The organism is Vibrio sp. T20 (assembly GCF_007858795.1).
In the GTDB taxonomy this organism is placed as follows: domain Bacteria; phylum Pseudomonadota; class Gammaproteobacteria; order Enterobacterales; family Vibrionaceae; genus Vibrio; species Vibrio satsumensis.
This window is the reverse complement of sequence record NZ_VFEB01000121.1, coordinates 75,760-90,668: the sequence shown is the minus strand read 5'-3', so window position 1 is coordinate 90,668 and position 14,909 is coordinate 75,760. Positions and strand designations below refer to the sequence as shown.

Genomic DNA, 14,909 nt, shown 5'->3' with positions numbered 1-14,909 from the left:
CTGCAGCTCGATTCCTAAAATCATCATGTATTGCCAACCTCTATCGGTATTATTGGTTGGCTTGATACCCCCTTATCCCTGCTATTGCCCACTCAGAGTATCCATTTGTGATCTTGTCAACCTATCAACTCGTAAGCGTCTAATAATTAACAATTCACGAGTGTAAGCATGAAAAAGATTGGTCTCTATCTTTTTACAAATGACTTAAGAATCAACGACAACACACTACTTCATCGGGCGTCGCAGCTCGTCGATGATCTACTATGCGTCGCCATTGAACCAAAGCTTTCTACTTATTCTGTTCGACTTTCACAAGAACAGGAAATCGGAGCGCATCGTCACCTTTTCATTAAGCAAGCTATAGATGATTTAGCCTTGAGTTTGGCGCGTCTTGGACAGCGCCTTTTTGTGTTAGACCAAAATACTAATGAGAACTTAGTTCAAATCATCAAAACTCAGCACGTGACACACGTTTTTGTCAGTTCACATTGTGCCCATGACGAACGAGAGCTAGTAAAGGATACGCTAACGCAGTGCCCTGATTTACTCATCTCTCAGCAGCATCACACTACTCTGTTTGAGAGTGATATGTTCCCCTTCGAACTTGCCAAGCTACCTCGTTCGTTCACTAAGTTCCGCCTTCAAGTTGAACGGCTAGATATTGAGATAAAAGAGAGCGTGATAACGTACCTGCCACCAGTACCTCAAACCGCTACTGACTCTTATAGAGAGCCGATACTTGAATTGGATGACTCAATAACAGGCGACTATGTAGGCGGCGAAACGGCAGCGTTAACCCACTTAGAAAACTACTTTTCACATGACTATGCCGGAACCTACAAACAGACGCGAAACGCATTAGATGGCATAGAGAACTCAACTAAGTTTTCGCCATGGCTAGCATTAGGGTGTGTTTCGCCAAAAACCATTTACCGCCACTTAAAGCAATTCGAAGCGCATCGTGGCGCGAACGACTCTACCTACTGGATTTATTTTGAGTTGTTGTGGCGTGAATATTTCTACTGGAAGTGTTTAACGCTGGGGACGTCACTGTTTGGTCGAGAATCTAGTGATCTGTCCAATGAACAATTGCTCGATACCACTGCGGGATCAAGCTTCGCCAAATGGAAAAGCGGCAACACCAATTATCCCATCGTTGATGCCTGCATGCGCCAGCTTAACGCAACGGGTTATATGTCTAACAGAGGCAGACAGCTGGTCGCGAGCTGCTTGATTCATGAGCTAGATATTGATTGGCGCCACGGTGCTGCTTATTTCGAAAGCCAACTCATCGATTACGATGTGGCTTCGAATTGGGGTAATTGGGCTTATATCGCTGGAACGTTGAATCCACAGGCTCCCCAGAACGCCAACAAACAAAGTGTAACCCATCAATCACAATCTAAATCCCGCCATTTCGATCTCGTTAAGCAGACAGAGATGTATGACCCGGAACATACATTTATCAAAAAATGGCACCGAGAAGACGAGGCTTCAGCGTCAATTCGATATCAGGACGTAATATGAAATACAAAACTGTACGCCTAATTTTAGGTGACCAACTCAATATCCAGCACTCTTGGTTTCAACAGGTTGATGACGAGGTCATTTATATCATCGCTGAACTTGAGCAAGAGACTGACTACGTTACATCGCACATCCAAAAGGTGGCAGCTTTTTTCTGTGCGATGGGTTACTTCGCTGACGAACTGACACAACAAGGTCATCAAGTACTCCACCTTACTCTTGACGATACCACGCAATTTGAAAACCTAGAGACACTCCTAAAGCATTATGTACACGAATGCAGCGCAGAAAAATTCGAATATCAAAGGCCAGATGAATATCGCCTTTTAGAGCAGATGAACAAGCTAAAGCTCACTAATGCGACTAAAGGTTGTTGTGATACGGAACACTTCCTCTTTCCATTCGAAGAGATAGAACAACAGTTTCCGAAAGACAAACACATCATGATGGAACACTTCTATCGCCGAATGAGAAAGCGCTTCGACATTTTGCTAGAAGACGGAAAGCCAGTTGGCGGCAAATGGAATTACGATGCGAGCAATCGAAAGAAACTCAAGAAACAAGACATTGAAAGCCTGCCTCAACCTCTGATGTTTACCAATGACATAACAGACATTTTGCAGCGAATAGAACGCCACCAAGTGCAAACCATTGGTCAAGTCGGTAACAAGTTACTATGGCCGGTGAACCGAGCACAAAGCTTGTCTCTGCTCGCTCATTTCTGCCAAGTCTGTTTACCGTTATTTGGGCAGTTTCAAGATGCGATGACTACAGAACACGACTCTAAGTGGAGCCTGTATCACAGTCGCATTTCGTTCTCACTAAATAGCAAACTGCTCAGCCCTAGAGAAGTCATTGATGCGACACTCTCCGCTTATCACGCCTCTTCCAAGCAAGGCGCTACCACTATCGATATCGCACAGGTCGAAGGGTTCGTTCGTCAAATATTGGGTTGGCGAGAGTACATACGCGCCGTCTATTGGGCGAACATGCCTACTTACGCCAACAAAAACCATTATTCAGCAAACAACAACTTGCCCCATTACTTTTGGGACGGACAGACCAAGATGAACTGCATGAAGCATGCGATTGACCAGTCTCTTGAGTTTGCTTACGCGCACCACATACAAAGGTTAATGATCACTGGCAACTTCTGCTTAATCACAGGCATCGACCCTTACCAAGTAGACAGTTGGTACCTTGGTATTTACGTCGACGCGATTGAGTGGGTTGAAATGCCAAATACGCGAGGTATGGCACTGTTTGCGGATGGCGGGATCGTCGGAACCAAACCATACTCTGCCAGCGGTTCTTACATCAACCGCATGAGCGACTACTGCAAAGGCTGTCACTACAAGATAAAAGAACGCAGCGGAGAGCAATCTTGCCCTTTCAATAGCTTGTACTGGCGCTTTATGAACCAGCACCGCGATGCGTTAAACCGTAACCCACGCATGGGCATGTTATATCGCTCTTGGGACAACATGAATGAACAAGAGCAACAAGCAATACTCAATACTGCAGAACAACGAATAACAAACTTGGAGAATTTATAATGGTTGAGCAACTCAGACTACACATATTGGTGGTTGGCGGAAGCGGCGGTATCGGCTTTGCTGTGGTTAAACACCTATTATCTGAGCTCTCTCGGTTTGATTTTCTTGATGTGCATGTAGACGCGACTTACCACTCTCAACAGCCGGAACTTGAAAACAGTCGCTTGAACTGGCACAAAGTCGACGCCACCAACGAAGCTGATATCAAGTGTTTGAGTTCTGAGTTTGAACAACTTGATTGGTTGATAAACTGCGTGGGTATGCTTCACACTCCAGACCTTGGTCCGGAAAAGAACCTTGCGTCCATTGACCCTAAGTTTTTCCTAAAAAACATCTCGGTAAATACTCTGCCCAGCTTGTTATTGGCAAAACACTTCACACCGATTCTTAAAACGAGCGACAACCCAAAGTTTGCCGTGGTTTCCGCAAAGGTGGGGAGTATTTCAGATAACCGATTAGGCGGCTGGTATAGCTATCGCTCATCGAAAGCAGCCCTCAACATGTTCATCAAAACCATGTCGATCGAATGGCAACGCACCATTAAGAAAGGCACGGTGTTAGCGCTACACCCAGGTACAACAGATACGGCTCTGTCGAAGCCTTTTCAGACCAATGTCCCTGAAGATAGGTTGTTTGAGTCGAGCTACGTCGCCCATCAATTAGTCGATATCATTCGCACTGCGACACCCGATAAAAGTGGGCACTTCTACGCGTACGATGGCGAGCAGTTGACTTGGTAGTGAGGAATGCCAATCGCTTGCTTTGATGAATGGTAAAATTTGATGAGTGCTAAAAAAGAAAACCCAACAGAGTGGTGCTCTATTGGGTTATTTTTTAGAAAGAAGGCATCAGTTAATTAAGACGTATGGCTGCTATTTAGCTAACGATCAAAACTGATCATCACGATTACTCAGCCCAGTTGAACTTGCTGTCGTCGACGCCTTCTTTTTCTTCTTTAGCTCGCTCGCGTCGGTGTTGTTCTTCAACTCGCGCAGCGTCAATCTCTTGCATGATTGCATTGATGTCGGCCAAATCATCGCTTTCTGTAAACTCACCCGTTAGTTTGCTATCGGGCTTTAAGTCGCCTTTCTCGTAAAGCGCCCACATTTCCTTGGCATACTCGGTTTTCGCCAATTCAGGAGCAAACTGAGCGTAATAATCACGGATATTATTGATATCACGAGCCAGCATCCACTCGGCATTGTTGTTCGCCGAAGCATCAACCGCTTGAGGTAAATCTATGATCACCGGACCGTACTCATCGACCAATACGTTGAACTCAGACAAGTCACCATGGATCAAACCAACACACAGCATTTTAACCACATAGGTCATCATCACTGCGTGATCTTCGATCGCTTGCTCTGCCGACATCACGACATCGTTCAAACGTGGTGCTACATAGCCTTCGTCATCAGTAACCAGCTCCATAAGCAGTACGCCATCAAAGCAACCATAAGGCACAGGTACACGAACGCCCGCTTCTGCCAGTTTATACAAGGCATCCACTTCAGCGCTTTGCCAAACCTTTTCTTGTTGCTCACGACCAAAGCCAGAGCCTTTTTCCATCGCTCGAGCACGGCGACTATTTCGGACTTTTCGGCCTTCACGATACGCGGTCGCTTTTTTGAAGCTGCGCTGGCTTATTTCCTTATATACCTTGGCACAGCGGATCGTATCGCCGCAGCGCACAATGTACACCGATGCTTCTTTGCCACTCATTAATTGGCTTGTCACCTCGTCGACTAAACCATCGTCAACTAAGGGCTGTATTCTTTTAGGTATCTTCATGCCGCCTTTATACATTAGTTGTCTTACAGATAGAAATATTAACTTAAGAAATGAATGACGAAACTATTAACGTGTTGTAAAAACGAACAGAAATTACGCCAAAGTTGTCTTATGACGACGGCAACGTTCAGAACAGTAAATCACGTCATCCCAACAACGTTGCCACTTTTTACGCCATGAGAAAGACTTTTGGCAAATAGGACATGTCTTAGTTGGTAAATGAGGCTTCTTGTGCATGGCCGTTTCCTTTTTGACGAGTTCACTTCCCGCGCCTACTAGTGATTCCCTATTACGTTCGTTCCTCACTCTAGGGAATGACGAAGGTAATAAGAACAAATCTAAAGTCCCTACTACGTTCGTAACTCACTTTAGGGAATAGCGGCAGTTACTCTAATCATTCTTTACTGCAGAACGTGACGGCGGAGTGATTGATAACAGCCCCGAAACTCCGTCATCCTCGAGAAGGAAATACGACTGAGTCAGGGGCTGTTTATCCGCATCTATATCAAGACTAAGCAACAACCTTGTACTGCTTCTCCATCTCACTCACACCTAAGCCAGAGTGTTTTGTTACTTTAAGCTGAACAGGCACTCGCTCTTTCAGTGCTTCAACGTGACTAATGACGCCAATCATCTTGCCTGAAGCATTCAAGTTATCGAGCGCGTTTAGGGCAATGTCCAATGTGTCGCTATCAAGCGTGCCGAAACCTTCATCCAAGAACAAAGAATCAATACTGGTTTTGTAACTCACAAGATCAGAAAGCGCTAATGCCAACGCCAAGCTAACCAAGAAGCTTTCACCACCTGATAACGTTTTAGTATCACGCATCACATCGCCCTGCCATGTGTCCAGCACTTGCAGTTCTAAGCCATCATCGGCTTTACGTTTTAGTTCGTAACGACCATGCAAACGCTGCAGCTGCTTGTTCGCAAGGTACACCAAATTTTCCAGCGTTAGACCTTGGGCAAACTTACGGAATTTGTCGCCGTTCTTAGAACCAATAAGTGAATTCAGGCGTGAAATATCATCAAAGTCGACCTGTTGCTCGTCTATTTGCTTGAACAGATCTTGTTGGTTGCTGCGGTTCTGGTGATCCGTTTCAAGATTGGCAGAAATCGCGCCGATCTTTGTCGCATGGCTTTGTTGTGCGTTTTGGCATTCAGTTGTCGCAAGTTCAACTTGCTGTTGGTCTTGCTCTTGCCATGCTTTAGCATTTGCGTGGTTTTGTAGTTCCACTTGCGTCGCTTTAGCTGTATTCAACCTAGCTTGCGCACTGACAACCGCTTCGTCTAAAGACTTCTTCAGGCTTTGAAGTTGAGTTCTAACCTCTTCGTCTAACAACGCTGCTTCAAAATTAGCTTCATCTTCGAATGGGCTCGTTTTCAGCGCTTCTAACCAGGCATTCGACGCTTGTGTGTAACTTGACTGCTTGCTAGTCAACTCTTCAGAGAAGCTAATGTGTTTGGTTTGCTCGGTTCGATGTTCAAGTTCGCAACGGTTAAGCACTAACTGCGAGGCATCACATGCATTTACCGCTTCAGTAACTTTTTGCTTCATCGCATTGCTGGTGGCTTGAATGTCTTTGTCACCAAACAACTCTGCCCTTTCAGCACCAATACGAGTCAGTTCTGACACTAGAGACTCGCTCTCTTGCGTCAGTGTCGCGAGCTCTTTCTCAACACTGTTTAGCTTGTCATCTAAGGTTTTCAATTCGGCGTGTTGAGTGATTAGTTGCTTCTCAATATCGGCCTGTTGCTGTTTAGTTTGCTGCCATGTGCTTGATGCTTGCAATTTCGCAGTAAACCAATCATCGATATATTCCAGCTCAGGCGCTTCGATAGCCGTTTGAACAATATTCTCTTTCAAAGAGCTCCATTGCTGCTCTTTCGCTTGACCTATCTGAGCCACTTGCTCGTTAGTGCTGTGGTTTTGCTTATTCAGATCCGCTAAGCGTTGCTCGGCCAACTCAAGGTTAGATTGCGCTTTGTCAGCCATAACACTCACTGATAAGCGTTGTTTCTCAGCTTCGGCATAGTGCGCTTTAGCATTAGCCAACGCTTTGAGTTGCTGCGATCTCTGATTCAGTTGAAGTTCACACTGCTGAGCAAAGGTCGCAACCGTAGCTTCATTGCCTAAATCGTTAATCGTTAGTATCGCTAGCTCTGGAACCGTGCCAACGAAATCCGATAAGCTCTGTTGAAGTTTGTCGACAACGCCTTGCCAATTCATTTGAGCTTGCTGAATATCCGCTTGCGCACGTTGAATGTCATCGTTAAGTGCCGCAATCATAGGGGCAAGAGAATCTAACTGCTGACGATGCTCTTGGCCTTCTTTTTTGATGGCCGTTAACTCTAGGTTTTCCGTTTCTTTTTGAGCAACCAAATTTGCAATATCTTGCGACTGCTCAATCGAATGGTCTGTTGAACCACACAGTGGGCACTCAGAGCCTGATTCTAGAGCTGCACGGTATTTCGCCAACTCGCCTTCTTGATCAATCAAACGTGTTAATCGCTCAAGCGAAGTCTCTTTCTCTTTATATCGCTCAACCAGCACTTCACGTTCTTTCGAAAGTTTGTCGACCAACTGAGTGTTAATTTGGTGTGCCTGTGTTTTTGCATGCAGCTGTTGCTGGGCATTTAGGAAGCCACGATTAATCTCTAGTAGTGAGTGCGTATTGCGATTCCAAAACTCCAATATATCTTTTTTCGAATTCAACACTTGTTCGCTGGTGTTGCCTTGCAATGCTTCCCACTGTTGCTTTGCACTACTCTCTAGCACAACCAATTCAGCTAAAGTTTTATCTTGCGTTGCTTTAGCTTCTTGCGCAGATTTGATGATCGTTTGCTGTGCATCAACCGCTGACAAAGCTTGCTTCGCTGAGTTCAACTGTTCTGCATGCTGACGCTCTAGAGTACGAACTTGCTCTACCTTTGCTTGCCACTGACCTAGGTATTTTTCCAGATGTTGGTCAGCTTGATGCGTATTTAGGTACTCAGTGCTAAGTTGATCTTGTTGCTTCAGTGCATCTAGTTTTTGGACCAAAACGACCTGTTGATTACGCTGCTGCGCGTGTTGTTCATTCAGCGTATTCGCGGCGTTAACCGCCGAAGCTTTCTTGTCTTTAAGTACCGACATTTGATTGTCGAGTGGGCGGACTTGTTCAATGATCTTCTCTTGATCTTGTTGCTCGGCTTTAACGTTTTCAACCGCTTCGCTACTTTGAGCCAGCTTAGTTTGGGCATCTAACTTCTCGGCCTCGCGTACTGCAAGCAACTTAGTACTGTTATCTAGGTTAATTTGCGTAAGATTGAGCTCATGCTCGCAGCGTTTTAGGTCTTTGTGCAGCGGTCGCAATTTCTCAGCCGGTTCGCTGTTTGCCAAACGCTCTAGTGAAGGTTGATTACGGTCTAGTTCATCTTGAGCTGTTTTGAGATCGTGCTCACTGGTAGCAATAGTTTGCTCAGCTTTAGTCACGTCTTTCCACCAGCTTAGATGCGCTTGCCACTCTTTTAACTGCTCGGCTAAACGTTTCTGTTCAGTTTCTAACGTGTCACGCTCTGTTGTCAGCTCTTGAATCTGCTCATCAGACAATAAACTTACACCTTCGGCTTTCGCTTTCAGGTGGTTAAGTGACTCTTCACTTGACTTAAAATGATCGTATATACGCTCAGAGATCAGGCTATAAACTTCGGTTCCAGTCAGCTCTTCAAGTAGCTCTGCACGGTCGTTAGCATTGGCATTTAAGAAGGCCGCAAACTCACCCTGAGACAACATGATGGATTTAGTGAAACGTGAAAAGTCTAAACCTGTTACCTGCTCCACCAACTTGGTTTTCTTGGTCAACATGGTCTCTAAGACTTTGTCGGTATCAGCATCGGCAAATTCACACGTTGGCGTCTGTAATGCGCCATCGTGTTTTCCGCGCGCTCGCTTTTGATGGAAGTTAGAACGGTACGTTTTGCCCTGCACTTCAAATTCAAGCTCGGCGAAACACTCACCCGTACCGCGAGTCATCAGCTCGTTATTGCCCTTCGCTATGCTTTTCAAACGAGGCGTGCGGTGGAATAGCGCTAAACAAATCGCATCCAGAATTGTGGTCTTACCCGCACCTGTTGGACCCGTAATAGCAAACAGGCCGTTTTCTGCGAACGGCGATTGAGTAAAATCGAGCTTCCAACGCCCTTTCAAAGAGTTCAGGTTTTCAAATTCTAGGCTTAAAATCTTCATACTGGTTACTCTTCTACTTTGTTCGGCGCTTGAGCGCTATCAGACACTTCAACCATCACTTGTTTAAACTTCACCGTCATGCGCTCTAAACGCGCTTTTTCAGAATCGGTTTCAAACTCTTCTAAGGCAATACGCTTGCTAAATACGTCCATCGGGCTCAGTTCAGATAAGGTTTCTGCCGACTCTTGCTCTAATGCTTGATTGCGACGTTCTCTTGCTCGGCGTAATTGAAGTACTTCCACATTCAAACCTTCGGTTAATGCGCGCACACGCTCTTGTAGATCCGACAAGTAATCTTGCGCTTGCACTTCTATCGATAACCACACGTTTTGTTCGCTATCTAAACCTATGTATTGGTTCAGCTGAGATTCAACCTCGCTCAAGTCACCTTTGATTTCGGCTAGGGGTTGGAACGTTGGAACTGGCAATTGAGAAATCGTGCGCTCACCTTCAACAAACTCAACTAGACATACCTGCTTTTGAGATTTAAGTTCATCAAAGCTTAATGGGATTGGAGAGCCTGAATAACGAATGTATTCACGCTTTGCCACCACTTGTGGGCGGTGGATATGACCAAGTGCAATATAATCGGCATCTGGGAAGCCATCAGCGGCGAAACCATCAAGGTTGCCGACATAGATGTCGCGTACCGAGTCCGATTGTTGAACCCCCATCGCCGTTAAATGACCAGTAGCGATGATCGGCATGTGCTCGCTGTTTTCAAACGTCGCACGTTTAGCAACCGCCGCATCATAAACACTTTGGTAGTGCTGTTTGATCGCATCGCCGAGTTGTTTTTGGCGCTCAACGCCGGTGACACCCGCCTGACTGGTCAACACATCGCGTGGGCGAATAAAAGGAATGGCGCAAACCAGCGCTTCTACATCGCCGTTTTTACCTTTTAATTCGACAACCTGAGTCGCATGATCTTGGTTGGTATTAGGAATCACGTCTGCGCCCATGTATTTGAGCAGCTGTTGTGTCTCTTTAAGCACAGACACCGAATCGTGATTTCCACCTAACAACACCAATTGACAGCCGATCTTGTTCGAATCGACCACGAACTTGTTATACATCTCACGAGCGTAACTCGGCGGTGTGCTGGTATCAAAAATATCGCCAGCAACAATGATCGCGTCGATGTCGTTCTCTGTAACTTGCTCAAGTAACCATTGTAAAAACCGTTCATGTTCATTCTTACGGCTTTTATTGTAGAAGTTTTGGCCAAGGTGCCAATCGGACGTGTGAAGAATCTTCATTGCTGCTCACTGGAAGTCTGTAATACCTTTAATCTACCAAAATAGTCGAGATAATTCCCTTTTATAAGCTTGTGAAAACCAACTAATTTCAGGCTTTAGAGCAACTCCGCCCATAGCGTGACCAATCGTTATTTTTGACATAAAAAACCGCTCAACGTTAGAGCGGTTATAGGTGTCCATGACATTAGCTGTAAGTTATTTCACAGGGGTCATTAAAAATTGTACGAAGCACCCAGAGTTACAGTGCTAAACGCGACATCACGACTTGCCAGTCTATTACCATTAGGGCCGAAGAATTCGATATTTACAGCGTCTGCTTGTGAGATCAAACGTAATGTTAGGTTTTCTACTGGCGTGTATTCAACACCAATACCGAAATGAAAGCCGGCACCAGAATCATCATCAAAAGAGCTAGCGTTGTTTGAGTTCAAATCTACGTAGCTCAAGCCCGCTAGTACAAATGGACGAATTGAGTTATCAAAGGTGTAGCCTAGGTTTGCTGCAACAGAAAGCGATGTTGGTGAAAACACCTTAGTACCAAATGATTCATAGTCAGCATAATCCGTGTAGCCAAGTTCGATACCTACAATGCGGTTAAATTGGTAGCCACCGTAAAGGCTGTACCCCATGCTTTCAGCATCTAGACTGCCTGCGCCGTCAGTGTCTGAGTCTTGATACACACCAAGGCCTGCGCCAATGTATGGACCGCCCTCGATACCAGCAGCAAGTGTAGGAAGTGAAACTAAGCCAATTAGGCCCAATAGAAATGATGATTTAAGCATGAAAATACCCTTTTTAGTTTGTTCCACAGTACCGTTCATCAACTATCAATAGGTTTCCGACACTATTCCAACGGTTGCGATACTGTTTAAAATAAATTATTCAAGCGACTCCTAACAAACAATAAAACACTGTTCATTTGTGAAGTGATAGAGAAATTAACACGATACTTTTTATTCACCAAGCGAATAGTTAAATAATTTATCAGCATCTTATTTATGAGACACAATAAGAAAAACAGATGTAAAACGAAGCGCACCCACTATATCACGACCATTAAAGTCAATTTAAATCAACAGGTTAGAAATCTATCAATCTTAAAAGTAGCGTTTATATACATCAGCTATACCTTCATCATAAATAAAAAACTCACGCTATCGATTAGTAGGGTGAGTTTTATTTTCCAGAAGACTTATTTAGAACAACCTGCTATTAAAATATATTTAAATTTATTCCATGTTATTAACAAACTTCTGTAAGACTAGCCAAATAGTTATTCGTTAAATAGAAGCCACTGAACTTCTCAATAAAGTCCGCAGGAACAGTTTTATCGGTCAAGCCAGATTCAATCAGCGCCGCTTGCCACTTCTGTACTTTCGGGAAGCCTTCAAGCATGTCAAAACCTGAGCCCTCTTTGATTACTGATGCTCGGTGTAACAGTGGTAGCCAAGCGATGTCGACGTTAGAGATGTAATCGCCTTTAAAGAAGACGCTATCACCCAATTTATTCTCGGCTTTTTGGAAGGATTTTTGAAGAATCGCTAAACGCGTCTCAAAGGTTTCTTTATCTTTACTACCCATCGTTCCGCATTGTGGCATGTAATGTTTGCTTGCCTGATAAGACCAAGCGCGATCTAGTGCTTTTTGCTCGGCAGACACCTCTTCTATTGGCGCATACTTATCATCTAAGTATTCAACAATTGCATCTGATTCAAAAATAACTGTGTCATTTTCTGTAATCAATACTGGCACTTGTCCGTTTGGCGAAATATCTAGGAACCATTGAGGTTTATTATTTAGCTCAATGTATTCAATTTCAAATGGGACATTTTTCATTACTAAAGCACCCATTACACGTTGAACGAATGGGCAGTTTTTAAAGCTAACAAGTTTAATCATGGTTGACTCCGAATTAGGTCATTATTTTCTATTCATACCCCTAAGACGAACGCCAAAACCGAAAGACGAAAAATAATTCCATTTTTGTGGAAATAATTAAATACGAAGGCAACTAAAGGCAGTCACTTTAGGTAGGAACTTTAGATAATATGTTTGAATGCCTAATTACGAGCGGCTAAACGATCAAAGATATTGCAATAGACGCCATGATCATGCCAACGACAAATTCCAACACCTTCCACGCTCTCGGGTTCTTAAACATTGGAGCCAAGAAACGTGCGCCATATCCAAGTGAAAAGAAGAACACAAACGACGCCGATACTGCACCAGCGCCAAACAACATTTGATTAGGTTGATATTGCGTTGAGATAGAGCCCAGCAATACCACAGTATCCAAATACACATGCGGATTAAGCCAAGTAAACGCCAAACACATCGCAATCGCTTTGGTTAACGAGTCTTTGGTTTCAGTAGTGGCTTCTAAGGCGTGGTTTTCGGTAAATGCAGAGCGGAAGCTTAAGAATGAGTAGACACCCAAAAAGATAGCGCCGCCATAACGAGCGAGCTGCTCAATTTGTGGGAACTGTTTAACGATTGCGCCAAAGCCTGTAACGCCGAAGCTAATTAGTAAGGCATCAGAAATGGCACATACAGCACAAACTGCCAATACGTGTTGATTCTTAAGCCCTTGCTTTAAAACAAATGCATTTTGAGAACCGATTGCAAGAATCAGCGAAAGCCCAAGGGAAAAACCAGCAAAATAAGTCGTCATAGAATGTACTTCGAATCGGTTAGAATAATCATAAGTTACTATAAAATAGCGTAATTTTTCATAAAATATACAATATGATCACATACGTGTTACACAGCACAAAACCAAAACCCTTAAATTGCAACTAAGTGCATATCAAGGCTATTTTCTGATTTCGATTTTAGGAATGTAATCAAAGGAAGAAACATGATCAAAAAGCTGTGTTCAACACTGATACTTTGGGCAATAGCCAGCCAAGCACTCGCAACATCACTTTACTATATAAACCGTACCGACAAACCCATATTAATAAACTTTTCTATAGATTCCAGTACGCCCGTAAGTAACGGTTACCAATATAGGCTTACTACAAATAACTTAGTTATTTGGCCTTATCAAAAAGCTAAAGTAGCTGATTTTAATCGATACTATGGGCTTGTTAATGGCGCAACGTATGACTACTTCCTAACAATTTCACGATTAACAAACGAAGGTACTTGGGCACGTAAGCCACAAGAACCTGTAAGTCAACTTAGGTTGGTTGGTCACGGTTCAGGCTCAACGTTGTCTTATGGGTACAAAGATCAAGGGATGGTGACCGACTACAACCCATATATTCTTCATCGATATAACCAAGATGGATATCACTCTGAGTTCGGTGTTAAGGCTATATACACGTCAGGCTTTGACGACGTTGAATTTGTAGTCTCAGAACATACGATCAATGATTTTGATCAAGACCCAAATACCTTGAACGTTGGCTCATATAACCTATGGATGCTCCCCGGCGTATCATCAAACATTACAAGCCGTGCAAGTGTCTTGGACCACACTCTCTCTGGATATGACGTACTCACACTTCAAGAAGCTTTTTCTTCAGACCGAGAGATCCTATTCAACGCTCTAGCAGAGGAATATGCATTTAGAACAGAGGTGGTAGGAGGTGGCACTAGTGCGATGTACGACGGAGGCGTGGTCACTTTTAGTCGCCATCCAATTATTGAAACCGACAGTATAGTTTTTGAACACTGCTCTGGGACGGATTGTTACGCAGATAAAGGCGTCGTCTATACCAAAATCGACAAAGATGGTCAGATATATCATATATTTAACACGCACCTAGCATCATTCAATACGCCTGCTGCCAAAAGACTAAGACGCTTGCAGCTAGGGCTGATGCGAACCTTTATGCTGACTAAAGGCATACCTTCCAACGAAGCAGTTATCTATGCTGGAGACTTCAATATCGATAAAAATAGCGACTTCGTGGAATACCTGCTAATGCTAGCTACGTTGGATGTTGATCCTCCAGAATTCAGAGGCTACACCAATGCAACCTTTGATCCGACGATTAACCCGTATGCCGCTTATAAGTATTCAGGTGGTGCTGATGTAGAGTATCTGGATTACGTTTTTGTTAGCAGAATGCATAGACGAGCAACAAGTAATAATAATACGGTCAAGCTTCATCAAAGGTTGAGCTCTGACACTTGGGGAAGTTGGCACCTTTCAGACCATTTTGCCGTCAACGGAAACTTTGAATTTGGCTCTCACGACGACTAACGTCCTTGATCTTGGCTCTTTCAAAAGCACTTCAATGCTGAATGAGAGCCAAAACCACCCCCTGCAATTAACAAACTAATCATTTGATTTTAAACGTTTTTAATTCCAACTCTTAATTTTATAAATATTGCTTTTATTAATAGAATTTAGCTCAAACTTTGAGACTTTAAAATCAATCACAGTGAGATCTTCCTACCATTTCATTGATCAAACGAATGATACAAGTCTGATTGCATATTACCTTTTGACTGCTTTTTGAGCGGGCATTTCCCTCTCACAGAACTGACTGCGTGTTTTCATAAAGCTTCGCTGAAGAGTCAGTTCTAGTGGCACAA

At 43.9% G+C, this 14,909-nt stretch carries 11 protein-coding genes; 4 read left to right on the top strand and 7 right to left on the bottom strand.

Features of this window, described 5'->3' with window-relative positions:
- Positions 1–168 precede the first annotated feature (168 nt).
- The 3 genes from FTW16_RS13940 to FTW16_RS13930 are packed head-to-tail and all read left to right on the top strand — an operon-like array spanning position 169 to position 3,823.
- Positions 169–1,527: a DASH family cryptochrome gene (locus FTW16_RS13940; RefSeq protein ID WP_146491492.1), complete on the top strand. Its 1,359-nt coding sequence runs from the start codon at positions 169–171 to the stop codon at positions 1,525–1,527.
- Positions 1,524–3,083 (top strand): cryptochrome/photolyase family protein, encoded by a 1,560-nt coding sequence (locus tag FTW16_RS13935; RefSeq protein WP_146491491.1) that lies wholly within the window; start codon positions 1,524–1,526, stop codon positions 3,081–3,083. The genes FTW16_RS13940 and FTW16_RS13935 overlap by 4 nt, the downstream gene beginning before the upstream one ends.
- Complete coding sequence (locus FTW16_RS13930) at positions 3,083–3,823, top strand: SDR family oxidoreductase (RefSeq protein ID WP_146491490.1); 741 nt, start codon at positions 3,083–3,085, stop codon at positions 3,821–3,823. The genes FTW16_RS13935 and FTW16_RS13930 overlap by 1 nt, the downstream gene beginning before the upstream one ends.
- A gap of 166 nt (positions 3,824–3,989) precedes the next feature.
- Here FTW16_RS13930 and FTW16_RS13925 read toward each other — a convergent pair whose 3' ends face one another.
- From FTW16_RS13925 to FTW16_RS13895, 7 genes are all read right to left on the bottom strand, one after another.
- Positions 3,990–4,874: a PA4780 family RIO1-like protein kinase gene (locus tag FTW16_RS13925; protein ID WP_146491489.1), complete on the bottom strand. Its 885-nt coding sequence runs from the start codon at positions 4,872–4,874 to the stop codon at positions 3,990–3,992.
- 93 nt (positions 4,875–4,967) lie between these two features.
- A complete protein-coding gene (locus tag FTW16_RS13920; protein ID WP_004733920.1) occupies positions 4,968–5,111 on the bottom strand; it encodes a DUF2256 domain-containing protein in 144 nt (47 codons plus the stop codon).
- A gap of 274 nt (positions 5,112–5,385) precedes the next feature.
- A complete protein-coding gene (locus FTW16_RS13915; RefSeq protein ID WP_146491488.1) occupies positions 5,386–9,102 on the bottom strand; it encodes an SbcC/MukB-like Walker B domain-containing protein in 3,717 nt (1,238 codons plus the stop codon).
- A 5-nt stretch (positions 9,103–9,107) separates the two neighbouring features.
- Positions 9,108–10,361 carry an exonuclease subunit SbcD gene (sbcD, locus tag FTW16_RS13910; RefSeq protein WP_146491487.1) on the bottom strand — a complete coding sequence of 418 codons (1,254 nt, stop codon included), beginning with the start codon at positions 10,359–10,361 and terminating at the stop codon, positions 9,108–9,110.
- A gap of 212 nt (positions 10,362–10,573) precedes the next feature.
- Positions 10,574–11,143, bottom strand: a complete 570-nt coding sequence (locus tag FTW16_RS13905) for a porin family protein (protein WP_146491486.1) — start codon at positions 11,141–11,143, stop codon at positions 10,574–10,576.
- A 460-nt stretch (positions 11,144–11,603) separates the two neighbouring features.
- On the bottom strand, positions 11,604–12,260 hold the full coding sequence (locus tag FTW16_RS13900; RefSeq protein ID WP_146491485.1) for a glutathione S-transferase family protein: 657 nt from the start codon (positions 12,258–12,260) through the stop codon (positions 11,604–11,606).
- A gap of 175 nt (positions 12,261–12,435) precedes the next feature.
- Positions 12,436–13,032 (bottom strand): LysE/ArgO family amino acid transporter, encoded by a 597-nt coding sequence (locus FTW16_RS13895; RefSeq protein WP_054546391.1) that lies wholly within the window; start codon positions 13,030–13,032, stop codon positions 12,436–12,438.
- Between the two features lie 186 nt (positions 13,033–13,218).
- Here FTW16_RS13895 and FTW16_RS13890 point away from each other — a divergent pair, with 186 nt between their 5' ends.
- A complete protein-coding gene (locus FTW16_RS13890) occupies positions 13,219–14,574 on the top strand; it encodes a sphingomyelin phosphodiesterase (protein ID WP_146491484.1) in 1,356 nt (451 codons plus the stop codon).
- The last annotated feature ends 335 nt before the right edge of the window (positions 14,575–14,909 follow it).

Coding starts and splice junctions, on each gene's coding strand:
- FTW16_RS13915 (WP_146491488.1), bottom strand. CDS start 9,102: ATGAAGATTTTAAGCCTAGAATTTGAAAACCTGAACTCTTTGAAAGGG.
- FTW16_RS13905 (WP_146491486.1), bottom strand. CDS start 11,143: ATGCTTAAATCATCATTTCTATTGGGCCTAATTGGCTTAGTTTCACTT.
- FTW16_RS13930 (WP_146491490.1), top strand. CDS start 3,083: ATGGTTGAGCAACTCAGACTACACATATTGGTGGTTGGCGGAAGCGGC.
- FTW16_RS13935 (WP_146491491.1), top strand. CDS start 1,524: ATGAAATACAAAACTGTACGCCTAATTTTAGGTGACCAACTCAATATC.
- sbcD (WP_146491487.1), bottom strand. CDS start 10,361: ATGAAGATTCTTCACACGTCCGATTGGCACCTTGGCCAAAACTTCTAC.
- FTW16_RS13890 (WP_146491484.1), top strand. CDS start 13,219: ATGATCAAAAAGCTGTGTTCAACACTGATACTTTGGGCAATAGCCAGC.
- FTW16_RS13925 (WP_146491489.1), bottom strand. CDS start 4,874: ATGAAGATACCTAAAAGAATACAGCCCTTAGTTGACGATGGTTTAGTC.
- FTW16_RS13940 (WP_146491492.1), top strand. CDS start 169: ATGAAAAAGATTGGTCTCTATCTTTTTACAAATGACTTAAGAATCAAC.
- FTW16_RS13920 (WP_004733920.1), bottom strand. CDS start 5,111: ATGCACAAGAAGCCTCATTTACCAACTAAGACATGTCCTATTTGCCAA.
- FTW16_RS13900 (WP_146491485.1), bottom strand. CDS start 12,260: ATGATTAAACTTGTTAGCTTTAAAAACTGCCCATTCGTTCAACGTGTA.
- FTW16_RS13895 (WP_054546391.1), bottom strand. CDS start 13,032: ATGACGACTTATTTTGCTGGTTTTTCCCTTGGGCTTTCGCTGATTCTT.